This is a genomic window from Effusibacillus lacus (assembly GCF_002335525.1).
In the GTDB taxonomy this organism is placed as follows: Bacteria; Bacillota; Bacilli; order Tumebacillales; family Effusibacillaceae; genus Effusibacillus; species Effusibacillus lacus.
Window position 1 is genome coordinate 22,991 of the sequence record NZ_BDUF01000023.1, and the last position, 25,842, is coordinate 48,832.

The following is a 25,842-nucleotide window of genomic DNA, read 5'->3' on the forward strand; positions in this document are numbered from 1 at the left end:
GTAAATAATTTATTGCTAGAACAAAAATTCTTTGGTGAGCTCTAGCATCTACAATGCTAGTAGCGGGAGTAGCTGTAAGCGCTTCATATTTTGCAGCTTCCAGAGTCAAACAAGAAGTTAGACAAGAGGTAAGAAGGGAGGAGATGAAAGGATGTAACCGCCAACAAAATGTCAAAAAACATTCTTCATTACAAGAAGCAATATAAGATTCGACTATTCTCAGGATAGATCATAAATTTATTGAGGAGGGTAATGAAAAAAGATGAGGTTAAAAAGAATACTGTTGTCGAGCTTAATTGGGTTTGCCGCCATTTCTAGTTTAGCCTATGCCCAATCAAAAACTATGACTATTACTAGTACTTACATGACACGCTCTGTTTCTTTTAGCGGAACAGACATACAAAAAAATAGCTACAGCTGGAATCTTTCTGTCGATGGTGACAACAATAATGACGGTACTCTTTATCTGAATAATTTCAATTGGTACCGAGGGTCTAGTTCTCCGAAACAGTTATTTTTTGGAATTACTTGGTTGGTGGATTCGGTAAATGAAAACAATACTTTCCCTATAAGTAATGTTTACGGTGTAGCACTTAATTCAAGCCTTAACGTAAAAGTTAATGACCCATGGACTCCAGGGTGGCAAGAAAATGCCTATCCTTATATGGAACAATATATAGGAGTAGGACAACAAACTAAAGATGGTTACCAAGTCCAAAATACAGCAGTAGATTCTGTAGTTTTTATAGCTTACTAGGAGGGATTAAAAATGAAAAAAAGCTGGTTAGTTTATACAATCTTAACGGTAGGGTTGACATTTTTGGCTACTCAATCAAGTTTTGCTAGTAACAATGATTCCACTAAAACTAAGATTGATATCAAACGGCAACATACAGAATTAAAATCTAAATCATTAGCAGAAGTTCAGGCTGAAGTACCCTTCTCAATAATAGCTCCGAGTGACTTGCCTTATGGTTTGGTTCTTAAAGAAGTAGTCGTTTCCCACCCTCCAACTGGGATTAATAATCCAAAATTAGCCCGTGCTATTTTAACGTTCGCTTCTCCTGATAAGAAAAATATACTGCAAGTTTGGGAAGGAAAAGCGACAAACACCATCAAAGGCAAAGGAATTAAAAATAAAAAACTTGCTATAAATAATAAGGGTGCGGAATATGTTTTGACCGACAAAATTGCAGCTATTTCCTGGTCGAAAGGAGATGTAAATTTCTTCGCGATAACCAATCCAAACAGCGATATTTCCTCCGAAGAAACGCTGGTTCAAATTGCGAAACTTTTTAAGCAGTGAATAACGGTGAGGTGACCCGATGAGGTTAAAAATGCTGCCTGTCGCTCTGATTATATCGGTGGCATTGTTTACAGGGTGTACAAGTCAACCAACGCAAGTGGATGTTCCACCAAATAATTCGTTGTTGAAACAAGCACAAGATCAATTACCCTTTAAAATCGTAATGCCTAGTTCATTGCCACACGATATGGAACTTAAAGAGGTGTTGGTGGGTGTAGACCCCAACACTGGCAAACCTAATTCTGTCAATTTGTCCTTTGCTTCTGCAGATAACAAATATATTTTTGATGTGCGTGAGGAAAAAGGAGATAAATTAAGACATTTAGGTTGGCCATCTGACAAATCGGAAAAAGAAGTAACATTAAACAATTCAAATGCTAAATTTAGGAAGGATGAAAAGCTCGCGATTATACACTGGACCAATGGTGAGATCCTATTTACTGTGCAAGTTGGAGCAGGTAGTGATCTGGCATCCGAAGAAGCATTAGTGGAGATTGCTAATAGGTTTAAATGAAAGCGATAAGACATCATGCAACATCCAGACAGGTAAGCACTGTACAAACCGATACTTTCACAGCAAACATATAAGTAAAACGATAAAATGGAACTGAGTGTATTTGAACATTCAGTTCCTATCACATTTAGGGGAGGATTTTATTCTTGAGGAACGTTATCCTTTTTATTTTATTCTGTAGTATATTTTTCGTTTTTTTCAAAATAGCACAATGGATATTCAATACATTCTTTGGCATTTCTCCATTGGTTGCAGTAATACAAATTATTGTACTGTTTGTGATGTTTATTGTAACACTTTTGCTTACGCATTATTTAGGAAGATGGGTAAAATAAGATTTTTCTTGGAGATATATATTATGATACACTTCAAACCGTTTTTGTTTATCTTTGTTTTCCTGTTGTTAGCTGGTTGTGTGAATAGTACGGATACAGCTGTTGTCCGGAATCTAGAGTTAAGCAAAAACTTATGACATGGGAAGAAAATGTTCACTTATTTGTCATCGAAAAAGATCATGTGAAAGAGTTTACTGTCCTTAATTCCAAGTTCACAACAAAAGATGGAAAGGTCATAAAGATAGAGTACCCCCTTAAGTTAAAAATAGAAAAAACTACTGAGCATCGCCCCTTTGTTCTTTCGAATTAAAGCTCGTTTGAATCTGAAGACTGGTTGGTGTCAACAAATGAACCCAGGTTTTTCATTTTGGGCTTCTTCTATTTGGAGTTTTGCTGAGCGGGATGGTGGTGACAGGTAAGTACTTCTTTTGGGGAATCATCGTTTTGTCGATATTAGGACTCGTGTTTGCGTTCAATGGGGAGAAGAACTTTTTACGAACGACGGGATTAATTTGGCATTCGGTATTTATTGTTCTTTGGCTGCTTTTTCTCGTATGGGCTCTCATTGCCTCTTAGATTGATTACAGAATAAAACATACTTCAACAAGGTGGGTATTATGAAAACAATACTCTTATTTTTATTAGAGATAGCGCGGATTGTTCTGGTCTTTTTTATTGTTTATGTTTTGGTTGGTCTGTTTTTTAGACGCTTTTACGTAGAAGATAATTTTTCTGAGTATATGAAAGTCTGGTATATTCACTTCTTTGTTGCATTCGTAATGACTTTTGTCTGGTACCGCCTTAAAGGAATATATACCGGTTGGTTTCGAAAAGTGGGAGGGGAGAAATAATGGAACAGCACGATCTCCAGAATCTAATGCAACGAGTAGCGGAGTTAGAAAAGAAAGTTGATATGCTATCGAAACAGCAATACTCAAAAGGGGAATTCTGGTATGACTTTTGGAAGGCGTTCTTTGTTGTTTACATTGGATTACACTCTATTGCCGTAATTTATATTCTTCTACAGCAGTAAAAGCGAGTACAAATGTGACCTTCCTTTTTCACATGGATGAGTCACATTTATCATTTCAACTCTGTGAAGCCCTTCCAAGTAACCCCTTTCAAGCAAATTGCTAGATCAAACAGCTTGCTGTATAATGATCTTTTGTTGCAGGAGAAAAGTGGATCAATTGGATAAGTTGCACAACACAGAGGAAACCTGTAAAAAGCGATGATGATTGGGGGAAAGCACCATGGAACTTTGGTATACGGAGAAGCAGACGGAGAACTTTGGCATCACTGCCAAGGTTAAGAAAAGCCTGCACGAGGAACAGTCGGAATTCCAGAAGATTGATATGATTGAGACCCTGCAATGGGGCAAAATGCTGGTCCTCGACGGCATGGTCATGACCACCGACAAGGATGAGTTTGTCTATCATGAGATGATTTCCCACGTAGCGCTTAACACCCATCCGAACCCGAAAAAGGTGCTGGTGGTAGGCGGGGGAGACGGCGGTGCGATCCGTGAAATCGTCAAGCATCCGAGTGTGGAAAAAGCGGTTCTCGCCGAAATCGACGGTCGTGTTATAGAAGTGTCAAAGCAATACCTGCCGCAGATTGCCAGCGAGCTGACCGGCAATCCGAAGGTGGATGTGCAGGTGATCGACGGCATCAAGCATGTGATGGAGCACAAGAACGAGTATGACATCATTCTCGTGGATTCCACCGAGCCGGTCGGTCCGGCTGTGGGCCTGTTTGCAAAGGACTTTTACCAGGGCATCTATGAAGCTCTTAAAGAAGACGGCATCATGGTGGCCCAGTCGGAGTCTCCCTGGTTCAACCGGGAACTGATTACCAGGGTGTTCAAAGACATTTCATCCATCTTCCCGGTTACCCGGTATTACACCTGTTCGATTCCGACCTATCCGTCGGGGCTCTGGAGCTTTACCATGGGTTCCAAGAAATACGACCCGCTGGAAGTGGATGAGTCCAAGCTGTTTGATCCGCCGGGCACCAAGTACTATTCGCCGAAGATTCACAAGTCGATTTTCAACTTGCCGAAGTTTGTGGAAGAACTCTTGAAATAACCGTTTGGGGGCGGAAAAATGGCACTTCACCCAATGAAGTTTGACCCAGCCTACACAGGCAACGAGTTTATTGGCGCCACTCAAGATTATGAGGGTGCACAAGTGGTGATTTACGGGATGCCGATGGACTGGACCGTATCCTTCCGAAGCGGCACACGCCTCGGTCCGGCACGAGTCCGGGAAGTGTCCATCGGACTTGAAGAATACAGCCCTTATCTGGACAAGCATCTGGAAGATGTGAAGTATTTTGATGCGGGGGACATTCCGCTTGCCTTTGGAAATCCGGGGCGTTCCCTGGAACAAATTGAGGAGTTTGTGGACAAGATCGTCGCAGACGGCAAGTTCCCGCTGGGCATTGGCGGGGAGCACCTGGTCACCTACTCTCCGCTGAAGGCGCTGCACAAGAAGTATCCGGACCTGGTCGTGGTGCAACTGGACGCTCATGCCGACCTGCGGGAACAATATGAAGGGGAACCGCTTTCCCACTCGGCTGTCATCCGTCTGGCAGCGAGGGACTTTCTCAATCCGAAGAATATCTACCAGTTCGGTATCCGCTCAGGTACACGGGAAGAGTTCAAGTGGGGCCGGGAGAACACCAACTTTTACCCGTTCAAGGTGCTGGAACCGCTGAAGAAAGTCCTGCCGGAGCTGCAAGGACGTCCCGTCTATGTGACAGTGGACATCGATGTGCTGGACCCCGCCTTTGCGCCCGGCACGGGAACCGCAGAACCGGGAGGCATCACGTCCGCCGAGCTGTTTGAGTCGATCCATGCCATTGCCGGGGCCGGTATCAACGTGGTTGGATTTGACGTAGTGGAAGTGGCCCCGGGCATTGATCCTTCGGAGTTATCTCAGATTGTGGCCTCGAAGCTGATTCGGGAAGTGCTGCTGGGGCTAGTGAAATAGGTTGACCTCTATAGAGACGGGCTGTCCTGAGACAGCCCGCTTAGAGTACCCTTTCGAAATATCGGTGTTTTTCAACGCTATTCTTGTCAAAATCTCTTAAATTAGAGTTGAAAATCATCACTATTTTGAAAACCACCACTTCGATTTCCAAAATAACATTGAAAATCACCGCAATTTTTCAAAATGCTTGCCTTTTCCCATATTGGGACAGCCCCACTGTTTAATCGGATCGTTTTTTCACGAAGAATTTCGATATTCCTTTGCGTTGTATCTTGTCATTGGGCTTCACTCTTCCGGTACCCCCGCATCTTCCGCAGGGTACTTCCATCGGCATGGGAAGTGTCAGCTTTAGCTTTCCGGTGCCGTTGCAGCTGGTGCAAACCATTCCAACCCCTCCTGGTGAGATTGTTGAAGGCTAATGGATAGAGCGCTTCTTGAAGCGGCCACCCCTGACTTCCGCAATGGTGCCGATGGCCAGAAATGCGGAGGGATCTACCTCTTCCACGATCAATTTCAGCTTGGCTTCCTCCAGTCTTGTAATGACGCAGAAGACAACTTTTTTGTCGTCGCCTGTAAATCCGCCTTCGCCGTTCAAATAGGTGACTCCCCGTCCCAGGCGGGCCAGGATGGTTTCACCGATTTCCTTGTAATTTTCGCTTATGATCCAAACCGATTTCGACTCCTGGAAGCCCTCGATTGTGAGATCAATCATTTTAAAGGCAATATAATAAGCGATCAAGGAGTACATGGCCCGGTCCCAGCCAAATACAAAGCCGGCGCTGCCCAGAATGAAAACGTTGAAGAACATCACGGTTTCGCCAACAGAAAAAGGAGTCTTCTTGTTGATCATGATCGCTACCATCTCCGTACCGTCAAGCGATCCTCCGTACCGGATGACCATTCCAACGCCGATTCCCAGGATAATTCCGCCAAACACGGAGGCCAGCAAAGGATCATCCGTCAGACCTGGCACCGGATGGAGAAGCTGTGTGCCAACGGACATTACAGATACCCCAAGCAATGTGGACAAAGCGAACGTTTTGCCGATCTGATTGTATCCCATCAATAAAAAAGGCAGATTCAGAAAGAACAGAAACATCCCAAGGGGCCATCCGGAAAGGTGGGAAAAGATGATGGAAATTCCTACGATTCCCCCATCGATGATTTGGTTGGGAACGAGGAAAATTTCGAGTCCGATAGACACTAACACGGCTCCGAGGGTAATGAAGAGGATCCTTTTCAGGTATTTCGTAATCGTTTTGGTTTTTGTTTGCGGCATTTTGTGGCTTGCTGCCTGAATTCCTTCCATTCAGTTCCCTCCTTGTTTGAAGGATCGGATCTGGGCCGTCACTTGAACTCCCGGAAAAGCTCCTCGATGACCATATCGATCGCGAACAGTTGTCCTTTGAGAAAATCAAGCTGGTTCGCATACTCCGGTTCTTTCAATTTGTTTTGCAGGATCGATCGTCTGATCTGAAGGCGTTCGACGAACGATTGGATCTTTTCTTTCCGGTATGTCATGGCCATATTCCCATTTCATCCCCTATCGCGAGAGGAATACTTTTGTATACGATTGTATACCGACTCTGTCATGGAATCAAGAAAGACCTGCGATTTGCAAGCGCATAACGTACCGCAGTCGGGATTTGCAGGTGGGTTGGATTTACCGATAGTTTACAAACCTTTCATTTTCTCTTCATACTCTTGCATTACTCTGAAAATGTTCTAATAGAATGTTTTTGGGAGGGGATCGTATGGGGAAATCAACAATCTGGCGCAAACTTCGAAAAGCCATACCTGTTACGGGATTGGCAGCCGTATTGGCAGTCAGCCCTGTTGCCGCGGCAAACCCGGAATTATCCGCAGCAGCTGCAGATGCGGAAGCTGTTAAAAGCCAGAACATTCAGGTACAAATTCTGGGAATCAACGATTTTCACGGACAGTTGAACGTGACCCGCAAAGTCGGGGGGAAAGATGTGGGTCGTGCCGATTATCTGGCAACTTATCTGAAGGAAAGGGAAGCTACAAACAAAAACACATTGCTGGTACATGCCGGTGACGTGGTTGGTGCCAGTGCTCCGGTATCCTCTTTGCTGCAGGATGAACCGACAATTGAAATTCTCAACGAACTGGGGTTCGATCTTGGAGTGCCCGGCAATCATGAGTTTGACGAGGGCGTAGACGAGATGATGCGCCTGATTTACGGCGGCTATCACCCGAAGACCGGAAAATTTAAAGGGGCCAAGTTTCCGTATGTGCTTGCCAATGTGGTAGACAAGAGCACCAACGAGCCCATTCTGCCGCCGTTCCATGTGCAGGTGGTAAACGGGGTGAAGATCGGCTTCATCGGGGTGGTTCTGTCTGACACGCCCAGCATTGTGATCCCCAGCGGAGTCAAGGATGTGCAGTTTACAGACGAAGCGGAAGCCATCAACAAATATGCGAAACTCCTGAAAAATAAGGGTGTTAAGTCGATCATCGTCCTGGCCCATAATCCGGGAACCTCCAGACAGGACGGCAGCAATCCGACTGGTGAAGCGGTCGAGATTGCCAACGCCATCGACGATGAAGTGGATGTGATCTTTGCCGGCCACAGCCATCAATTTATGAACGCCGTGGTGGATGGCAAACTGATCGTCCAGTCTTATGCTTACGGAACGGCATTCTCTGACGTGGATCTTGAAATTGACAAGAAAACCGGGGATATCGTCTCCAAGAAAACGGAAATCGTCACCACGTTCCACGAAGGCAAGACACCTGACCCTGCAATCAAGGCGATGATTGAAAAGTATGAAGCCCAAGTGGCTCCGATTGTCAACGAGGTGGTGGGAACCGCAGCTGACGATCTGCCATATGATGACCGTTACGAGAAAGAAGTTGCCATCGGCAACCTGATTGCGGACGCCCAACGGGCCACGATGAAGACGGACTTCTCGTTCATGAACCCGGGAGGCATCCGAACAAGCATCGACAAGGGAGAAGTCACCTGGGGCGAACTCTACACCGTTCAACCCTTCAACAACGATCTGGTCAAGATGACCCTTACCGGCGAACAAATTCGCAAACTGCTGGAACAGCAGTGGTATACAAAGACAGACGGATCCATTGGCTTGAGAACCTTGCAAATCTCCGGTCTGAAATATACAAGAGACAAAGCAGCCAGAAAGATTCTTGACATCACGCTCCCGGACGGGACTCCGATTGACCCGAAAGCAACTTATACGGTCACGGTCAACAGCTTCCTGGCTGACGGGGGAGACAACTTCACCGTTCTGAAAGAGGGTCAGAACAGGGAAGTGGGGCCGACAGATATCGACGCTCTTGTCAATTATATCAAGCAATTGACGCAGCCCTTCTCGGCTGCAGTAGAGGGCCGGATTACGGAAGTTGCGGCACCGTAAACCTTAAAAATCATGAGAGGACACATATATATGAATAACATGTGTCCTCTTTTATTTTGTTCTTCAACAAATCACGTAAGCTTTACAACTGATAGCCTTGCATCCAATTTTTCCGTAAACCTGCCCATTGTAAAAATAGGACTGATTGTCAGTCTTATTTTTTATTTTTTGATTTCACTCTTAAAATAGAACTGATTATCAGTCCTATCCGGGGGATTTTACCAAGGCGCAGGCAGAAAATAGCAAATAGAACTGATAACCAGTCTTATTTCCGGGAGTACCTTTGAATCGACAAATATAAGCCTGAAATGCAGTCCTATTTTGCAGCTGGTAGCTTTCCTGCCTGCTAAGGGTAACCAAAACAAACCGGATTCGTACCTTCAGGTTCCGTAATTTTGTGCGGCAACTCCAATCTATAAGAAATTGAGGGTGTTAATGCAGGTCTTCTTGCTTTGTGAACAGCTTGGAAAGAATAATTTGTGGTACTATCATATCGTTGGAGGTGACGACGTGGAAAAGATTCCCGCAAAGATACGCATCCACACCAGGCAAACATTGGAAGACGGCACAACGCATACATTTACATCAAGTCACTCGGGCTTTCTTTATCAGAAACAAACCGCGCTTTACCTCATCTATCAGGAACAGGGTCAAGATGAATCGGACCGGATTCAGACCACCTGGAAGCTGGAAACTGCGCAGGCTTCCCTGATTCGCCAGGGGGCCACGGAACTGCGTGCTTTCTTCAAAAAAGGGGCAGGCGATTCCACCACACTGGTTACTCCCCACGGTCATCTGCCGGTGCAATTTGAGACCTTTCGCCTGGAACAGAACCTGTCGCCTGAAGGCGGGCAGCTCCGAATCGGGTACATCATGGATATGGCAGGTTCCGTGAGCCGAATGGAAGTTGAAATGCACGTGAATACTGACATTTGATTGCGGCTTCATTTTTTTACCGGAAAGGGGAATGTTTCTTTGGATATGCGAGTTTGGGTGTTGTCATTGGCAACAGGTTTGATTGTCGGGTTTCTGTTCTCGGCAATGAAGCTGCCGCTGCCTGCCCCGCCCGTTTTTTCGGGGGTGCTTGGGATTGTGGGGATCTGGCTTGGCGGTGTAGTGTTCAGTTGGATCAGCCGGCTGTGGCAGTAAGCACGGCCGGTTTTTTGTTTTAAAAAATTTCTTGCGGAGATGGTAACTTTTTGTGGCCTCCCTCGTCTAATACTATGTAGGGGTAATATACTAGATTTTGGAAGCACTGGGGTACATAGGGAGACAGGAAAAAGGAGGATCTGTATGAAAAAGTTCAAACGGACCACCGCGGTTGCACTGACACTGGGAATGCTGTTTACGTCCGTGCCGTATGCCGCGCTTGCCGAATCACCGGCAGCGACCGCATCCACAATGACACAGGAAGAAGCGGTCAATGTTGTCAAGAAGTTCGTCTCAATTCCGGAAGATTACAAAGTGCTGAACGTGTCGTTCCATGATGCCAAAGACGGCTATGGGCCCTATGGACGAAACAGTGCATGGATGATCACTTTCGGCAAAGAGGAGCGGTATGAAAGAGGCAACATTCATGCAGTCGTGGACGCTGCGAAAGGAATCGTTGTGAATCTCGATTTCTTCCAGCAGGACGATTCGACCATCGAGAACTCGATCACCCGGGACGAAGCCAGAACCAGGGCGCTGGAATTCCTGAAGAAACTGGCCCCCGACAAAGCCAATCAGGTCAAAGAGGCGGAATTGCAGGAAAAATATTATGCCTATGGGCCCTATGGCCGCAGTGCCATGGAGATGTTCCGTTTCGAACGCGTTGTAAACGGAATTCCTTATCCTGCAGACGGCATCACCATCCGGGTCAACGGCAAAGGCGAACTTCGCGGGTACAACTACAACTGGTCTGACAACATGCAGTTCCCGGATCTTCAGGCGTCTGTCGATGCGGCAAAAGCCAGGGAAGTTTTCAAGAGTTCCCTGAATCTTCAACTTCAATACCAACGCATTTACAAGCCCTATGCGTGGGATGAAATCGAGTCCCAACTCCTCTACGGCCCTTGGGATACCTACGGCATGGGCAGCCCATTCCCCATGATTGACGCAGCCAAGGGAGAGGCAATCGGCATGGACGGCAAGCCGGTTCCGGCAAAGCCTGCGATGGAGTTCAAGCCGCTTGCGGATAAGCCGGGTGCGCCGAAAGCTGCCAAAGAACTGACCAGGGAAGAAGCCCAGGCGATTGTGGATTCCTACAATCTGGATCTGAAAGGGTATACTCTGGAAACTGTCAACTTTGAGAATTACAAGGACAGAAACCTCATGTGGCGCTTCCACTACCGGATGGGAGATCCCAAAGATTACAAAACTATGAAAAATATCACCGTCGCAATTGATGCCAAGACCGGTGAGTTGCGCGAATACTACCGCAACGAGTGGCGGGAAGGACCGGAAGAAATGCCCAAAGATCCCAAAGTGACAAGGGAACAGGCAAAATCCAGGGCAATCGAATTCCTCAAGTCCGCTCTGCCCACCCAAATTGACAAAATTGCGCTAAATCCCGCATTTGAACTGAGCCTCAACAGCAATCCGAAGATGGGATTGGGATACCCATTCCACTCCTTTGAGTTCGTGCGCCTGGTAAACGGTGTGCCGGATCGGGAAGGCGGCGCCAGGGTGGTGATTGATCCGAACACCGGAGAGATTCGGGAATTCTCCGCAGGTTGGGGATGGAATGACAATGTCAAATACCAGCCCAAGGAGAATGTACTGGATCTGGAAACGGCCAAGAACAAATATGTTGAGAAATACAAGCTGCGTCTCCAATACATGGCCATCTACGACAAAGGCCAAACCCCCTATGAACCCGGAAAGCCATCGGGAGTGGCTCTTGTTTACGCCCCGGCAAGCTTCGGCAACATGCAAATGCTGAATGCTGTGACGGGAGAGTGGGTAACGCTTTATGGGGAGGCGCCGGCAGAACCGGTTGAAATCAATGACATTCAGGGACACTGGGCGGAAAAGCAACTCCGCTATCTGGCAGACCGTGGAGTGTTCAAAGTAAAGGACGGGAAACTGGAACCGGAGGGGACGGTCACCCGCGGCGACATGGTAAAGTACCTGCTGCTGAGCATGGACGGACCACGTCCGTTTGAACAGAAAGCGGCCGCATCTTTTGGCGATGTCGGCAAGGACCACCCGAACTACAACTATATCGAAGAAGCGGCAGCCCGGAAGTGGATTGACAAGAACGTGAAGAACTTCCGGCCGGAGGATCCGGTTACCCGTGAAGAACTGTCGGATATGGTGACAGCAGTGCTTGGCTACGCGAAACTGGCAGATGCGAAGCAAGCATTCGTCAATCATTTCCCGGATGTGGCCAATGACGGGCCATACATGGGCGACATTGCCATTGTCAATGCGCTTGGCATTATGAGCGGATGGGAAGGCAAATTCAGTCCGAAACAAAGCGTGACCAAAGCGCAGGCTGCCGTTGTGCTGACCAAGATGCTGGATCACGTCAAGGAAAAGAACCAGTATCCCTATTTCATGACGAAATAGTCCATTTGGTCCATCCCGCAGTAGAGGGAGGCAGGGCAATGAAGAATTGGAAACAAGCGGCGGCAGCCGGCCTGGCAGCGTGCATGCTGCTGACAACTGTGCCATACTCCGTTATGGCAAAGGCTACCACCGGAACCACAACGGCAATGTCCAAGGAGCAAGCGATCGAGGCGGCGAAAAAACTGGTTTCAATACCTGATGGGTATGAGTTGGTGGAGGCGTCCTATTACGAGTCAAAGGATCATCCGGGAATCTATGGACAGAACAGCGTGTGGACCATCCGCTTTGAAAAAAAAGGAAAACCCGACAATGGTTCCATAACGTTTACAATGCATGGAAAAACGGGTGCTCTTCTGAATCTGAACGCGCACGACAATGACGATGGGCAGGGGGATTCCGCAATCTCGCGGGACGAAGCCCGGACCATGGTCAAAGAATATTTGAACAAACTGGCTCCCGACAGAGCAAATCAGGTTACAGAAGAGGAGTTGCCTCAGGACTTCGGATCCGGCCAAACCATGCATACATTCAAGTTTGTTCGTACGGTGGACGGGATTCCGTATCCTCCCAACCACGTTTCCATTACTGTCAATGGCAAAGGACAGCTGCGAAATTATTATTGTGAATGGACCGAAGGGCTGGAGTTTCCGAAGCCTGTTGATGCGATCAGCAAGGAACGGGCAACGGAAGCCTTCAAAGCGGCGCTTACCCTGGAACTTCGTTATCAGAGAGTCTACAAGCCCGATTCGAAGGATGGCAACGAGGCGAAACTCTTTTACGGTCCTTATCGGGAAGGACACAATTTCCCTGTGATTGATGCGATGAAAGGTGTTGAAATTGACTCATTTGGAGAACCGGTGCAACCCAAAACGGCCGCAGGTTATTCCTTACTGGCCGAAAAACCGGGCGAACCAAAGGTTTTGAAAGACCTCACGCAGGAAGAGGCAGCGGAAATGGTTGCCGCTTATCAACTCAACCTGTCGGGGTACAAACAGACGAGCGGACGTTATGAGAAACACAGCGAGCGTAACTCGGTTTGGACATTCGAGTATCAGAAAGGCGAACCGAATGACCCGAAGACGCACGACGGAGCAACGGTTTCGATAGATGCCAAAACCGGAGAATTAAGGTTTTTCATTCGGCATGAATTCGGTGAAGAACCGTATAAGTTTCCAACGAACCCCCGCTTGTCGGAAGAGCAGGCACGTCAGAAAGCGATCGGGTTTGTCAAACAGGCTATACCGACGAAGGTACATCTGATTGCGCTGGATCCTTTGTGGGATGTGAAGCATGGGTTGAAGACCGGACCTGCTTATGCCTTCCATTTTGTCCGTTTGGTGAACGGGATTCCTTTTCGTGATGGAACGATTGCATTGTCAATGGACCCGGACACGGGGAACATCAAAGAATTTTTCAGCGGCGGGGATTGGAATGCGGATATTCAATTCGCGCCCGCAGAGGGCATCGTGACCATGGATCAGGCCAGAGGCAAATTCGCGGAAGCGTTCCCCCTGCGCCTGCAATATCTGCCGGTCTTTGAGAAGGGGAAAAATCCCTATGAGCAAGGTCCACAAAAAGGGGTGGCATTGGTTTATGCGCCCCCGGCTGACAAATACCCACACGATTTGGATGCGGTGAAGGGGGAATGGGAAGTACCGGAGCCGCCCAAGCGTCCGGTTGCGAATGACATCAAAGGCCATTGGGCGGAGAAATATCTGCAATGGATGCTGGATCGCGGCGTCATGATCGACAAAGACCTGAAAGACGGAAAGATGTATCCGGATGAAGGGGTTACCCGCGGCGACATGATGCGCTACCTGATCAAATCGGGCTTTCCAACCAACCATCAATGGTCGGGCAGGTTTGAGTTTTCGGATGTCCCGGATTCGGACTTCAATTTCGGCTTTATTCAAAGTGCCGTCAACAGCGGATGGGTGGATCCGGAGGCCAAACGGTTCCGGCCCAATGATTTCTTAATCCGCGAAGAGCTAGCAGATGTGATGGTAACGATTATGGGGTACGGCAAACTGTCCACTGTCCCCAACACGTTTATAAACAGGTACCGGGACATAACATCAGACCGATATGTGGGGGATATTGCGATTGTTTCGTCACTTGGCATCATGACCGGCTACGGCGGAAATTTCGATCCACGGGGAGTCGTGACCAAAGCACAGGCTGCAGTGGTGATCAACCGCGTTTGGGACCATCTTGCGGAAAAACAATCTTCAGGCGTCTACATGCAATAATAGGTAACAAACAGCCTTGATTCCTTGAAAGAAAGGGATCAAGGCTTTTCTCATATTTTTTTTCTTTTCGACAAATTTCGAGCAGGAGAAATGAAATAGCTGAGTGAATATTTAGATACCGATATTTGACTGAACAGTCGGTTTAAAATAATGGGGTGAGGGCATGCAGAGGAAGACAGTGGCGAAGTACATCATCCGTTCTGCCGTATTGGGAGCTTTGGGGGCGATGGTCATCGGTGTCGGGATAGTATATGGCAACGAAATCAGGGGAAAGGCTGTCTGGATCAACCTGTCATTGGTTTCTTTGGGGGGCGGAATGATGGGATTGATCATCAGCGCTCTGAACTACAAGCGTTTCATGGCACCCATGAAGGGAATCATCTCCCACATTCAAGCGATTGCGGACGGCGATTTGACCGCTCGACTTGATGAGGACAAAGTAGGGGAACTGAAACCGATTGCGGTTTCGATCAATCAAATGGTCGGCACCTGGGAGAATGTTCTCGGCCATGTAAACGAAACGGCTCATCAGACGGCAGCCTTGTCGGAACAGCTGGCTGCCAGTGCCGCAGAAAGCACACAGGCAGCCAATCAGATCGCAGCCTCTATTCACGAGGTGGCAACTGGGGCTGAAATGCAAGCCCGCGGCGCGGAAGAAAGCAAGAAAGCGTTGGAAGAAATGGCTGGAGGAATTCAGCGGGTGGCGGAGAGTTCATCTGTCGTTTCCGAGGCTTCGCTTGAGATGTCACAGCAGGCGGAACAAGGGAATCATTCTGTTCAGCAGGCAGTGCAACAGATGGATTCGATACAGGCTGCGGTTACCCATTCCGCAGCAGTCGTCAAGCATCTGGGGGAACGTTCAGAAGCCATCGGACAGATTGTCGAAGTCATCACCGGTATTGCGTCGCAAACCAATTTGTTGGCGCTGAACGCAGCCATTGAGGCGGCAAGGGCAGGCGAACATGGAAGAGGTTTTGCAGTCGTGGCGGATGAGGTAAGGAAACTTGCGGAGCAATCGGAGGCGTCAGCCGGTCAAATTGCGGCGTTAATCCAGGAAATCCAGGCAGATACGGCCAAAGCTGTGAAATCCATGGATGAAGGCATGGAAGAAGTTCAATCAGGAATGGAACTTTTCCGGACTGCGGGAATCTCTTTTTCGCGAATCGTCAACGCTTCGCAGCAAGTTGCAGGCCAGATTCAGGAGATTTCGGCCGCCTCCCAGCAGATGTCAGCCGGGTCGGAACAGGTATTGGCCTCTGTTGAGCAGATGACCAGCATTGCCAAACAATCGGAAACCCACTCCCTTCAAGTGGCGTCTGCCTCGGAGGAACAGTTGGCCTCCATGGAGCAGATCGCCAGGTCTGCTTCCTCTTTGAGTGAACATGCCCTGGAACTGCAGGAACTGATCAGCAAATTCAAAATCAGCCGGTAAAATCGACGAAACCTCCGGACAATGCCGGGGGTTTCCGAATAATGCCGGTTTTTTGACATCTGAATGCCCAATTTTTGGCATCTTCTCATAAAGTGAATACTGAGAAAACAAGGGGGTGTACGGCTTGGAAGCGTCAGCGGCCAATACACTGGAAATGCTGCATGCGATACTGGGATCGATCGACGAGGGGATTCATGCGGTAAACCGGGACGGAATCACTGTCTTTTACAATGAAGTGGCGGGCAAACTTGACGGGTTGGTGCCGGAAGAAGTGATCGGCAAGCATGTGTTGGACGTGTTTCCTTCGCTTGGACCGGATACGAGTACGCTGCTTCAGGTGCTTGCGACGGGGAAGCCGGTCGATCATGTCAAACAAACTTATACCAACGTTCATGGGAAGGCGGTGCATACTGTCAACAGCACAATGCCCATTTTTTCCCGGGGTCAATTGATCGGGGCCCTGGAAGTAGCCAAGGATCTTACGCAAGTGAAGGAACTGGCGGAGAAGCTGATTGACCTGCAGGCCAGTCTGATTTCCCAACGGAAGGCGAAACCCCGTCAAAAATTGGAGGCCCGCTACACCTTTGACGACATTATCACATGCAATCCGCGAATGATTGAATTGAAAGAGCTGGCGGCCCGGGCTTCGTCCACCGATTCATCGGTGCTTGTCTGTGGGGAAACGGGTACCGGCAAGGAACTGTTTGTACAGTCGATCCACAATTTCTCGCTCAGAAGGAACCGTCCTTTTATTGCCCAGAATTGCGCAGCCATGCCGGCTTCGCTGCTGGAAGGTCTTCTGTTCGGAACGGTCAAAGGGAGTTTCACAGGGGCCGAGAATCGGCCGGGTTTGTTTGAGCTGGCGGATGGGGGAACCCTGTTTCTTGACGAAATCAACTCGATGCCGCTGGAGCTTCAGGTGAAGCTGCTTCGCGTGCTGCAGGAAGGGTATGTGCGCAGAATCGGGGACACGAAAGTGACGCCTGTAAATGTGAGGGTTCTGGCGGCCACCAACAGCGATCCGCTGGAGGCGATCCAAAAAGGGCTTCTGCGGGCAGACCTTTATTACAGACTGAACGTGGTTTCCCTGCACCTGCCAAGACTGGCGGAGCGCAAGGAAGATATCCGTCTGCTGACCCGGCATTTTCTGGAGTTGTACAATGAACGGTTTCACAAACGGGTTGACAGGCTGACACCGGAGGTGGAGCGCTGCTTTCAGCTCTACCATTGGCCCGGAAATGTGCGGGAACTGCAGCATGCAATAGAAAGTGCTATGAATCTCGTTCGGGAGGATACGATTGGAATCGAGTTGATTCCGCCCCAAATTGCACAGGAGGCGGGTGTTCAACGGAAGCATGCCGCTGGCTCAGATGGCTCCGGCAACTCAACTGCCAAGGGGCTCGGCGTGCTGGAAGAATTTGAAGCATCGGGTTTGTCGCTGCGGGAGTATCTGGATCGGGTGGAACGAACGATCATTGAGCGGTGGCTGGAACGAACCAAAGGAAATGTGGTGCAGGCAGCCAAGCGGCTCGGCATGCCTCGTCAGACCCTGCAGTATCGGGTCGGCAGGGGGAGAAACAAGGAATAGCGGTAAATTGGTTTTCAGGCTATCGAAAAATCCTCTATTGAGTACTTTTCTTCAGAAGTTGTTTGCGGATTTTGGATCCGCTTTTTTTGTTTTTGAGTCTGATACTCAAATTAAGAGACTTTGGTGCCCTTATTTCATACGGATAAAATGTTTTTTCTGAATAAGGGATCCCAAGGTGCTTATTCGATCAAATTTATATTCCCCGTTGGTACCAACGTTCAAATAGATACTTGAAAATCTCTTATTCCTGAAATCCTCATTTCTAGGCAGTCAATAAGAGCCTCAAAATCACCTATTCCAAAATTGTTTAGGCCTCGTATTGCAGCGGGCCTTTTTTTGTGCCGAAAATTTAGCATTTTTCTTTGGCATGATTGTTGCAATATTTAGTTGGTACGACGGGCTTTCTCGTGTAGTAGGGCGGTCTTTTGGGGGGGCGCCCGAAGAACAATGCCGCAGGGGGTGCTTCATGAAAAAGGGGAGTCGATACGGATTGCACAGATCCCTTGAACCGAAGGGGGTCTTGCCGCAACCGGCATGGCGGGTGGACAACAGTATGGAGGTTTGGAGCAATGAAATCCTGATCGATGTGGAAACTCTCAACATCGATTCGGCTTCCTTCCGGCAGATTCGGGAAGAAGCGGGTGATGATGAAGAGCGGATCGGCATGATCATGCAGCGGATTGTAAAGGAGCGGGGGAAGCATCACAACCCGGTAACCGGGTCCGGCGGCATGCTGATTGGACACGTTGCGGAAATTGGCGAGGATCTGCGGGACCGGAGCCAGCTTCAAGCTGGTGACCGGATTGCCACTCTGGTTTCCCTCTCCCTGACCCCTCTTGTGATTGAGGAAATCCTCCATGTGAATAAGAAAACGGGGCAAGTGGACATTCGCGGGAAGGCGATTCTGTTCGAAAGCGGGCTCTATGCCAAACTGTCAGATGATATGCCATTGAAGATATCGCTGGCTGTGCTCGATGTGTGCGGGGCACCTGCGCAAACCCGCAAACTGGTTCAACCGGGCCAGACGGTTGCGGTATTGGGCGCTTTCGGAAAATCCGGCCTTCTGGTATTGAAACAGGCTCGCAAGAATTTGGGGATACGGGGACGGCTGATTGCAATTGACCGTGGGGAGGCGGGATGTGGACTGCTGCAGCGTCTGGGTTGGGCAGACTTTGTGCTGGATGTGGATGCAACCGATCCGATTGCCGTCATGGAAGCGGTGGCCGCAGTTACAAACGGTGCGATGGCCGATTTGACAATCAATTGCGTGAATGTGTCAGGCACCGAGATGTCATGTATCCTGTCGACCAAAGATGAGGGGACTGTTTACTTTTTCTCGATGGCCACGTCTTTCGCCGCCGCCGCTTTGGGGGCGGAAGGTGTGGGCAAGGATGTGCGGATGCTGATTGGCAGCGGATACACAAAAGGGCATGCGGAGCTGGCCCTGCAACTGGTGAGGGAAGACCCGAATCTGTACGAGGTTTTCAAAGAACGTTACGGTGGCTGACCGACACACCATCTGAGGGGGAGGATGGCAATGAGCCAAACTGTGAATGAAGCGAAGAAACAGCGTCATTTCCGAGATATTGAACTGTGGAAAGACGTGACTGACGAGCAGTGGAACGATTGGATGTGGCAGTTGACCCATACGATCAATAGCCTGGACCAGCTGGGAAAGGTCATCAACCTTACGGAGAAGGAGATCGAGGGGATCAAGCATGTGAAAGAGACGATTTCACTGCGGATCACCCCCTACTATGCGATGTTGATGGACCCGGATGATCCCAACTGTCCGATCCGGATGCAGGCGGTACCTCTGTCGGACGAGATGACCCGTTCCCCCTATGACATGGAGGACCCTCTGCATGAGGACGAGGACGCTCCCGCGCCGGGACTGACCCACCGGTATCCGGATCGGGTGCTGTTTCTGATCACCAATCAGTGTTCCATGTATTGCAGACATTGTACACGCCGCCGTTTCTCGGGAGTTCCGGGGCAATCGGTGCCAAAGCAGCAGTTGGATGAGGCCATCAGTTACATCGGGCGGACGCCGCAAGTGCGGGATGTGCTGTTGTCGGGCGGAGACGGGCTGCTGGTCAACGATAAAACACTGGAATACATCATCTCCAACCTGCGGGCGATTCCCCATGTGGAAATCATTCGGATCGGCACACGGGCACCGGTGGTGTTTCCCCAACGAATCACCGACAATCTGTTGAATATGCTGCGAAAGTACCATCCCGTCTGGATCAACACCCATTTTAACCATCCGGCGGAACTGACACCGGAAGCAAAAGCGGCCTGCGGGAAGATTGTGGATGCAGGCATCCCCTTGGGCAATCAAACCGTCCTGATGCGGGGGGTCAATGACTGTGCACACATTATGAAGAAGCTGATGCATGAACTGGTAAAGGTTCGGGTACGTCCGTATTACATCTATCAGTGCGACCTGTCTGATGGAATCCAGCACTTCCGCACAACGGTCTCCAAAGGGCTTGAGATCATGGAACAACTGCGCGGACATACATCCGGTTATGCCGTACCCACGTTTGTCGTGGATGCCCCGGGAGGCGGCGGAAAAGTGCCCGTGATGCCGCAGTATTTGATCTCCCAGGGCCACGGCAAGGTGGTGCTGCGGAACTTTGAGGGTGTCATCTCTGTGTACCATGAACCCACCTACGAGGACAAAGGCTGTCCACCCACCTGCACGCATGACAGGAACGAAGAGACGATAGGGGTTGCCAAGCTGCTGAACGATCAGGCGCTGGGCCTCGAGCCCGGAGGGCTGAAGCGGGCAGACCGGCGTTCCCACCGGAAACCGTCCAACAAATAAGGCGGGGAGTCCAGGTAATGCGGTTCGTTCCAAGCAAACATGCCGATGGCGGGAGGGTCGCCCATGCTGTTTGAACATGTGAGGGCCGCGGGCATCAAGCGGTTGGCAATCGTCGGAATTGCGAAACATGCGGGAAAAACGACAGCCCTGAATACGATAGTAGCGGAAGCCGCTGAGGCGGGTATCCCTCTGTCTCTGCAAAGCATTGGGGTGGACGGGGAACGCTTTGACGCATTGATCAAGGCTGCCAAGCCTGCTGTGCAAGCGGTCGCCGGAACCTTGATCGCGACGGCAGCGGAAGCGTTGGAGGAATGCACGGCCCGCATGACGTTGGTGGAAGCCACAGGCATTCCGTCCGCAATGGGGGAGATCCTGATTCTGCGTGTTGCGGAAGCGGGAAACGTGTTGTTGGCGGGCGTACGGCAAGTGGCACACGCGAAAGAATTGAATGGCCGGTTTGAAAAATGGGGGGCGCAGCTCCACATCATTGATGGCGCATTTGACCGGATGGCTTGTGCCTCCCCCGATCTGTCGGACGGAATTGTGCTGGCGACGGGAGCCAGTGTGGGCCGCACGGTGGAGAGTGTTGTACGGGAAACAAAGGCGGCGTTGGCCCGTTTGCGGATGCCAGCGGTGACGCAGGACTGGCAGCGGCAGTTGGCCGCGTTGGCAAGAACCTCAGGTTGCATCTGGGCAGGGGGGCCGTCTGTCACGCCAAGAATGCTTCCGGACATAAACCTGTTATTGCATCCGCCGGATTCTCATCCGGATTGGCCGCAGGAAGCGATGGCACTGGCACTGCCGGGAGTTGTGACAGACGGGGTGCTGGAGATGGCAACCGGAGTTGTAACCACCCTTATAGTAAAAGACGGAACGCGCATGATGGCCTCACCGCTCCAATGGAAACGGTTTGAGCACCAGGGAGGCCGCATACTGGCGGAAGTTCCGATTCGCATCGCAGCCGTGACAGTGAATTCCGTTTCGCTTTCCGGCTACCGCTTGCCGCAGCAGGAATTGCTGGCAAGCATCCGGGCCCTTGCGAAGGATCTTCCCGTGGTGGATTGTAAGGAGGGTGCGCATGAACAAACTGAATCTTGACCCCGAACAGGTGGGCCGGGCACGCTCGTTGGCTGCCAGGATTGCCGGATGCGTGACCGATTTTATCGGAACCAAGACAACGGTGGCCGTGGAACGGACGGTACTCCGCCTGTTCGGATTGGACGGTGTGGATGAGGACGGGATACCGCTGCCAAATATTGTGGTGGATCGTGTAAAAGAACACAGCCGATTGGCGGAAGGCGTGACGAAGCCGTTTGTCAATGCAATGCTGCAGACAGGACGGACGGTTCAGGAAACAGGTGAAGCGGTGGCAAAAGGGGATTTGCGGCTGTTTGATCTCCCTTGGCTGCCGGAACAGAACATTCGGGAAAAAGGGGCCGAACTTGCCCGTGCCGCCTTGGAGCGGATCCGGCGCAACCGGGAACGCAGGAATGAGCTGATCGGGAAATACGGCGAACGTCCCCAGCCCTTTCTTTATGTGATTGTGGCAACCGGCAACATCTATGAAGATGTGGTCCAGGCAAGGGCGGCTGCCCGCCAGGGGGCGGACATCATTGCCGTCATCCGCTCCACCGGACAGTCCCTGCTCGACTATGTCCCTTATGGTCCCACCACGGAAGGGTTTGGGGGGACGTTTGCCACCCAGGCCAATTTTCAAATTATGCGGCAGGCTTTGGATGACATTGGAGAAGAGCTGGGGCGATACATCCGGCTGTGCAATTATTGTTCCGGGCTTTGCATGCCGGAGATTGCGGCGATGGGGGCTTTGGAGAGGCTGGATGTGATGCTGAACGATGCGCTTTACGGGATTTTGTTCCGTGACATCAATATGCAGCGCACCCTTGTAGACCAGAATTTCTCAAGGATGATCAATGCCTATGCGGGTGTGATCATCAATACCGGCGAGGACAATTATCTGACCACTGCCGATGCGGTACAGGCGGCACATACGGTGTTGGCTTCCCAGTTGATCAACGAACAACTGGCGCTCCGCTCGGGGCTGAAAGAAGAGCAGATGGGGTTGGGGCATGCGTTTGAGATGAATCCGGAGCTGGAGGACGGCTTCTTGCTGGAACTGGCGCAAGCACAGCTGGCGCGGGAGGTCTTTCCGAAGGCGCCGCTCAAGTACATGCCTCCCACCAAACACATGACGGGAAACATTTTTCGCGGGCATGTACAGGATGCCTTGTTTAACATGGTGGGAATCATGACCGGGCAGGGAATTCAATTGTTGGGGATGATGAGTGAGGCCATTCATACGCCGCTGATTCATGAGCGTCATCTGGCTATTGAAGCGGCCAGGTACATCTTCCGGAATGCGCGTCATTTGCATGACGAAATTGAATTCAAACCGGACGGGATCATCGCCCGCCGCGCCCGGCAAGTGTTGGCGGACGCTACCGGATTGCTGCGGGAGATCGAATCGATCGGTCTGTTTGAGTCGTTGGAGCAAGGGAAGTTTGCCGATGTTAAGCGAACCGTAGCGGGTGGGAAAGGGCTGACGGGAGTCGTGGACCGGTCTGAACGATACTACAATCCGGTGGAGCAGTTGCTGCGGGAAGAATTGGGACTCGGCAGGGGGGCATCCGTATGAAGGTGGATCTTGCGCGAATCCGTCCCTATGGGGATACGTTGGACGACGGCATGGTACAATTGAGTTTCTCTTTGCCTCTTCCTTACGGGGATGTGGCAAAAGAAGCCGCGCGGCAGCTTTTGTTCAAAATGGGATTTGACGAACCGCAGGTGGTTCATGCACAGGATATCGGGGAAGGGTTTACGTTTTTCGTCCTGTTTGGCAAGTGCAGACATACAATTGACTCGACAACCGTAGAAGTCGTAAAGACAAGTGCCAAACGGATGAATTTCAAGGAAATCAACGAATTCATCAAGACTCGGATTGGCAGGAAGATTGTTGTTATTGGCGCCTGCACCGGTACGGACGCTCATACCGTGGGAATCGACGCGATCATGAACATGAAAGGATATGCGGGAGAATATGGTCTCGAGCGGTACCCGATGATTGACGCCTTCAATCTGGGGGCGCAGGTGGACAACGAAGTTTTGCTGGCAAAAGCAATGGAACTGAAAGCAGACGCGATTCTTGTATCTCAAGTGGTCACACAGAAAGATGTGCATCTGCCAAATCTGACCCGGCTTGTGGATTTGCTGGAAGCGGAAGGGCTGCGCTCCCGGATTGTACTGGTCTGCGGGGGACCGCGAATCTCTCATCAACTGGCCCTGGAGTTGGGCTATGATGCCGGGTTCGGACCGGGGACCCTGGCTCCGGATGTCGCTTCTTTCATCGTTCAGGAACTGGTGGAAAGATTGCGAAAAACTTCGTAAAATGGACTAAAGAGAGGAATGGAGCACTACAAGGGTCATAATCCTGAACGGTCATTCATTTTTCATTTCGCAAATCTCCTGGTAATGCGGTATATGTATTACTAGGAGATTCTATTTTTCTGCAGGGAATCAACCAACCGTTTGATACGAAAATGGTCGCTTTCACAAGCGTTCATGCAGAGAAAAACCGGGAAAGGGGTTGGAAGGTGTGGAAATGGTGCGTATTCTCTTGTTCCTGGCGGTAGCCGCAGGTTCCGTATATCTGTTCTGGACCGCATTGTATCGCAAATATCAATATCTCATGCTGGGGCAGGCGGAGTCGCGTCCTGAAGGCCAGGATGAACGGATTCGCTCCGTATTCCGCGACGTGCTTGGACAGGCAAAGGTGCTTGCAGAACCGGCAGGTCTCGGACACTTCTTTATCTTTTGGGGATTTATCGTTCTCTCTTTCGGTACGCTCGAGTTTGTGGCGCATCACATTTTTGGCGGCCACCTGCCGCTCATCGGCACGACGAACTGGTTCGTGTTCAGTCATGAACTGTTCTCCATGCTGGTGCTGGTTGCGATTCTGATTGCGGCCGGGCGCCGTTTCTTCATCCGTCCGATGCGTCTGGATCAAACCGCTGAAGCTTACGTCATTCTCGGCCTGATCGGCGGTCTTGTGATTACCGACCTGATTGTAATGGGTCTTGAAGTGGCGCTGACCGGCAAAGATCCCGGTTGGGTATCGCCCGTTGCGTCGTTCCTTGGCGGTCTGTTTGCCGGCGGCAACGAGACCGTTCTGAAAGTGTTCGAAGAGATTTTTGTTTGGGCACACCTGGCGATTCTGTTCGGATTCCTGATTTTCATCCCGCGTTCAAAGCATCTGCACATGATTGCCGCAGGCATCAATACTTATTTCCGCCGTCTGACGCCCAATGGCCGACTGCGCAAGCTGGACCTGTCCGACGAGTCGGTGGAAGAGTTCGGTGTTGGCCGGATTGACCAGTTTACCTGGAAACAGCTGCTTGACGGCTATGCCTGCACCGAGTGCGGACGTTGTCACGTTAACTGTCCGGCAACTCTGTCCGGAAAACCGTTGTCACCCAAGTATCTGATTCTTAAGATGCGTGACCATCTCACAGAAGTGGGCGACAGATTCCTGGCACAGAAAATGGCAGCATCGACAGGCACCGGCGTGAACGTGGAACTGGCAGCCGCATCGACTGCGGAGGCGGAAGAACTGCCAATGCTGATGGGCAATGTGTACAGTGAAGATGAAATCTGGGCCTGCACCACCTGCCGCGCTTGTGAAGAAATGTGTCCCGTATACAACGAACATGTGGACAAGATCATGGACCTTCGCCGTTGGATGGTATTGACCGAAGGGAAAGCAAACGCAGAAATCAACCGTGCATTCCAGAACCTCGAGCGTCAGTCCAACGAATGGGGACAAAACCGCAATACCCGCGCCGATTGGGCGAAAGACCTCAATGTGCGCACCATGGCGGAAGTCGACGGCGAGGTGGAGTATCTGTATTACGTGGGATCTGCTTGTTCTTTTGACCCGCGGAACCAAAAGATTGCAAGATCTTTTGTTAATCTGTTGAATAAGGCGGGCGTTGATTTTGCAATCCTCGGCAAGGAAGAAGAAAGTGACGGGGATTCGGCCCGACGTCTGGGGAATGAGTTTCTGTTCCAGGCATTGGCGGAAGCCAACGTGGAAATCTTTAAGGCTTACAATGTGAAGAAGATAGTTACCACCGACCCTCATGCATACAACACCTTCAAAAACGAATATCCTGATTTCGGGCTTGAAGGAGTGGAAGTCATCCACGGTACCGAACTGCTTGCCAAGCTGATTGATGAAGGCAAGCTCAAGCCGAGCAAAGAAGTGAACGAAATCATCACTTACCATGATTCCTGTTACCTGGGACGCTACAACGAAATCTACACGGCTCCGCGGTATATCCTTGACCAGATTCCGGGTGTGCGAGTGGTTGAGATGGAACGCAACAGGGAACGCGGCATGTGCTGCGGTGCCGGCGGAGGTTCTTTCTGGAAGGAAGAACTGAAGGGAACAGACCGGATCAACGTGATGCGAACCGAGCAGGCAATGGAAACCGGTTGTACGATGATTGGAACCGCATGTCCTTTCTGCATGACCATGATGATCGACGGAACCAAGGCCAAAGGAGTGGAAGACAATATAGCAACCTACGACGTGGTCGAACTGCTCGACATGGCCACTGCGTAAG

General features: G+C 50.2%; 20 protein-coding genes. 18 read left to right on the plus strand and 2 right to left on the minus strand.

The window, feature by feature from the left end; genetic code table 11:
* The first annotated feature begins 262 nt into the window (after nucleotides 1–262).
* The 5 genes from EFBL_RS05990 (at nucleotide 263) to speB (ending at nucleotide 5,148) form a co-directional block, all read left to right on the plus strand.
* Nucleotides 263–757, plus strand: a complete 495-nt coding sequence (locus EFBL_RS05990; RefSeq protein ID WP_096181231.1) for a hypothetical protein — start codon at nucleotides 263–265, stop codon at nucleotides 755–757.
* A gap of 12 nt (nucleotides 758–769) precedes the next feature.
* Entirely contained in the window at nucleotides 770–1,306 is a 537-nt protein-coding gene (locus EFBL_RS05995; RefSeq protein WP_096181232.1) for a hypothetical protein, read from the plus strand.
* 19 nt (nucleotides 1,307–1,325) lie between these two features.
* Nucleotides 1,326–1,820, plus strand: coding sequence for a hypothetical protein (locus EFBL_RS06000; RefSeq protein WP_131927783.1), 495 nt, complete (start codon nucleotides 1,326–1,328; stop codon nucleotides 1,818–1,820).
* A 1,588-nt stretch (nucleotides 1,821–3,408) separates the two neighbouring features.
* Nucleotides 3,409–4,242, plus strand: coding sequence for a polyamine aminopropyltransferase (gene speE / locus EFBL_RS06020; RefSeq protein ID WP_096181237.1), 834 nt, complete (start codon nucleotides 3,409–3,411; stop codon nucleotides 4,240–4,242).
* Between the two features lie 33 nt (nucleotides 4,243–4,275).
* Nucleotides 4,276–5,148: an agmatinase gene (gene speB / locus EFBL_RS06025; protein WP_096181267.1), complete on the plus strand. Its 873-nt coding sequence runs from the start codon at nucleotides 4,276–4,278 to the stop codon at nucleotides 5,146–5,148.
* A gap of 415 nt (nucleotides 5,149–5,563) precedes the next feature.
* On the opposite strand, the gene EFBL_RS06030 is transcribed toward speB, so the two are convergent.
* Both EFBL_RS06030 and EFBL_RS06035 read right to left on the minus strand, forming a co-directional pair.
* On the minus strand, nucleotides 5,564–6,427 hold the full coding sequence (locus tag EFBL_RS06030; protein ID WP_231705698.1) for a YitT family protein: 864 nt from the start codon (nucleotides 6,425–6,427) through the stop codon (nucleotides 5,564–5,566).
* A gap of 68 nt (nucleotides 6,428–6,495) precedes the next feature.
* Entirely contained in the window at nucleotides 6,496–6,675 is a 180-nt protein-coding gene (locus EFBL_RS06035; RefSeq protein WP_096181239.1) for a hypothetical protein, read from the minus strand.
* A 227-nt stretch (nucleotides 6,676–6,902) separates the two neighbouring features.
* On the opposite strand from EFBL_RS06035, the gene EFBL_RS06040 reads away from it, so the two are divergent.
* The 13 genes from EFBL_RS06040 to EFBL_RS06100 all read left to right on the plus strand — a co-directional run bounded on the left by EFBL_RS06040 (nucleotide 6,903) and on the right by EFBL_RS06100 (nucleotide 25,841).
* Entirely contained in the window at nucleotides 6,903–8,549 is a 1,647-nt protein-coding gene (locus EFBL_RS06040) for a bifunctional metallophosphatase/5'-nucleotidase (protein ID WP_096181240.1), read from the plus strand.
* A gap of 510 nt (nucleotides 8,550–9,059) precedes the next feature.
* Nucleotides 9,060–9,485, plus strand: a complete 426-nt coding sequence (locus EFBL_RS06045; protein WP_165912714.1) for a YwiB family protein — start codon at nucleotides 9,060–9,062, stop codon at nucleotides 9,483–9,485.
* A 45-nt stretch (nucleotides 9,486–9,530) separates the two neighbouring features.
* Nucleotides 9,531–9,698, plus strand: coding sequence for a XapX domain-containing protein (locus EFBL_RS06050; RefSeq protein ID WP_096181268.1), 168 nt, complete (start codon nucleotides 9,531–9,533; stop codon nucleotides 9,696–9,698).
* A gap of 144 nt (nucleotides 9,699–9,842) precedes the next feature.
* Nucleotides 9,843–12,101, plus strand: coding sequence for a YcdB/YcdC domain-containing protein (locus EFBL_RS06055; RefSeq protein ID WP_165912713.1), 2,259 nt, complete (start codon nucleotides 9,843–9,845; stop codon nucleotides 12,099–12,101).
* A gap of 38 nt (nucleotides 12,102–12,139) precedes the next feature.
* Nucleotides 12,140–14,350: a YcdB/YcdC domain-containing protein gene (locus tag EFBL_RS06060; RefSeq protein WP_165912712.1), complete on the plus strand. Its 2,211-nt coding sequence runs from the start codon at nucleotides 12,140–12,142 to the stop codon at nucleotides 14,348–14,350.
* A 163-nt stretch (nucleotides 14,351–14,513) separates the two neighbouring features.
* Nucleotides 14,514–15,782 (plus strand): methyl-accepting chemotaxis protein, encoded by a 1,269-nt coding sequence (locus EFBL_RS06065; protein ID WP_096181244.1) that lies wholly within the window; start codon nucleotides 14,514–14,516, stop codon nucleotides 15,780–15,782.
* 154 nt (nucleotides 15,783–15,936) lie between these two features.
* Entirely contained in the window at nucleotides 15,937–17,370 is a 1,434-nt protein-coding gene (locus EFBL_RS06070; RefSeq protein WP_096181269.1) for a sigma-54 interaction domain-containing protein, read from the plus strand.
* Nucleotides 17,371–17,836: 466 nt separating this feature from the next.
* Nucleotides 17,837–18,877 carry an L-erythro-3,5-diaminohexanoate dehydrogenase gene (gene kdd, locus EFBL_RS06075; protein WP_096181245.1) on the plus strand — a complete coding sequence of 347 codons (1,041 nt, stop codon included), beginning with the start codon at nucleotides 17,837–17,839 and terminating at the stop codon, nucleotides 18,875–18,877.
* 30 nt (nucleotides 18,878–18,907) lie between these two features.
* On the plus strand, nucleotides 18,908–20,203 hold the full coding sequence (gene kamA, locus EFBL_RS06080) for a lysine 2,3-aminomutase (protein WP_231705697.1): 1,296 nt from the start codon (nucleotides 18,908–18,910) through the stop codon (nucleotides 20,201–20,203).
* Nucleotides 20,204–20,266: 63 nt separating this feature from the next.
* Nucleotides 20,267–21,301 carry a lysine 5,6-aminomutase reactivase subunit KamB gene (gene kamB, locus EFBL_RS06085; protein WP_096181247.1) on the plus strand — a complete coding sequence of 345 codons (1,035 nt, stop codon included), beginning with the start codon at nucleotides 20,267–20,269 and terminating at the stop codon, nucleotides 21,299–21,301.
* Nucleotides 21,282–22,856 (plus strand): lysine 5,6-aminomutase subunit alpha, encoded by a 1,575-nt coding sequence (gene kamD / locus EFBL_RS06090; protein WP_096181248.1) that lies wholly within the window; start codon nucleotides 21,282–21,284, stop codon nucleotides 22,854–22,856. The genes kamB and kamD overlap by 20 nt, the downstream gene beginning before the upstream one ends.
* On the plus strand, nucleotides 22,853–23,605 hold the full coding sequence (gene kamE / locus EFBL_RS06095; protein ID WP_096181249.1) for a lysine 5,6-aminomutase subunit beta: 753 nt from the start codon (nucleotides 22,853–22,855) through the stop codon (nucleotides 23,603–23,605). Before kamD ends, kamE begins: the two co-directional genes overlap by 4 nt.
* A 199-nt stretch (nucleotides 23,606–23,804) precedes the next feature.
* Nucleotides 23,805–25,841: a heterodisulfide reductase-related iron-sulfur binding cluster gene (locus EFBL_RS06100; protein WP_096181250.1), complete on the plus strand. Its 2,037-nt coding sequence runs from the start codon at nucleotides 23,805–23,807 to the stop codon at nucleotides 25,839–25,841.
* Nucleotide 25,842: the final 1 nt, after the last annotated feature.

Bases quoted from the DNA above. Each gene is read 5' to 3' on its own strand.
- kamA (WP_231705697.1), top strand. From the start codon at position 18,908: ATGAGCCAAACTGTGAATGAAGCGAAGAAACAGCGTCATTTCCGAGAT.
- kamB (WP_096181247.1), top strand. From the start codon at position 20,267: ATGCTGTTTGAACATGTGAGGGCCGCGGGCATCAAGCGGTTGGCAATC.
- EFBL_RS06060 (WP_165912712.1), top strand. From the start codon at position 12,140: ATGAAGAATTGGAAACAAGCGGCGGCAGCCGGCCTGGCAGCGTGCATG.
- speE (WP_096181237.1), top strand. From the start codon at position 3,409: ATGGAACTTTGGTATACGGAGAAGCAGACGGAGAACTTTGGCATCACT.
- EFBL_RS06030 (WP_231705698.1), bottom strand. From the start codon at position 6,427: ATGCCGCAAACAAAAACCAAAACGATTACGAAATACCTGAAAAGGATC.
- EFBL_RS06065 (WP_096181244.1), top strand. From the start codon at position 14,514: ATGCAGAGGAAGACAGTGGCGAAGTACATCATCCGTTCTGCCGTATTG.
- kdd (WP_096181245.1), top strand. From the start codon at position 17,837: ATGAAAAAGGGGAGTCGATACGGATTGCACAGATCCCTTGAACCGAAG.
- EFBL_RS05995 (WP_096181232.1), top strand. From the start codon at position 770: ATGAAAAAAAGCTGGTTAGTTTATACAATCTTAACGGTAGGGTTGACA.
- EFBL_RS06070 (WP_096181269.1), top strand. From the start codon at position 15,937: ATGCTGCATGCGATACTGGGATCGATCGACGAGGGGATTCATGCGGTA.
- speB (WP_096181267.1), top strand. From the start codon at position 4,276: ATGAAGTTTGACCCAGCCTACACAGGCAACGAGTTTATTGGCGCCACT.
- EFBL_RS06035 (WP_096181239.1), bottom strand. From the start codon at position 6,675: ATGGCCATGACATACCGGAAAGAAAAGATCCAATCGTTCGTCGAACGC.
- EFBL_RS06050 (WP_096181268.1), top strand. From the start codon at position 9,531: ATGCGAGTTTGGGTGTTGTCATTGGCAACAGGTTTGATTGTCGGGTTT.
- EFBL_RS05990 (WP_096181231.1), top strand. From the start codon at position 263: ATGAGGTTAAAAAGAATACTGTTGTCGAGCTTAATTGGGTTTGCCGCC.
- EFBL_RS06040 (WP_096181240.1), top strand. From the start codon at position 6,903: ATGGGGAAATCAACAATCTGGCGCAAACTTCGAAAAGCCATACCTGTT.
- EFBL_RS06000 (WP_131927783.1), top strand. From the start codon at position 1,326: ATGAGGTTAAAAATGCTGCCTGTCGCTCTGATTATATCGGTGGCATTG.
- kamE (WP_096181249.1), top strand. From the start codon at position 22,853: ATGAAGGTGGATCTTGCGCGAATCCGTCCCTATGGGGATACGTTGGAC.
- EFBL_RS06055 (WP_165912713.1), top strand. From the start codon at position 9,843: ATGAAAAAGTTCAAACGGACCACCGCGGTTGCACTGACACTGGGAATG.
- kamD (WP_096181248.1), top strand. From the start codon at position 21,282: ATGAACAAACTGAATCTTGACCCCGAACAGGTGGGCCGGGCACGCTCG.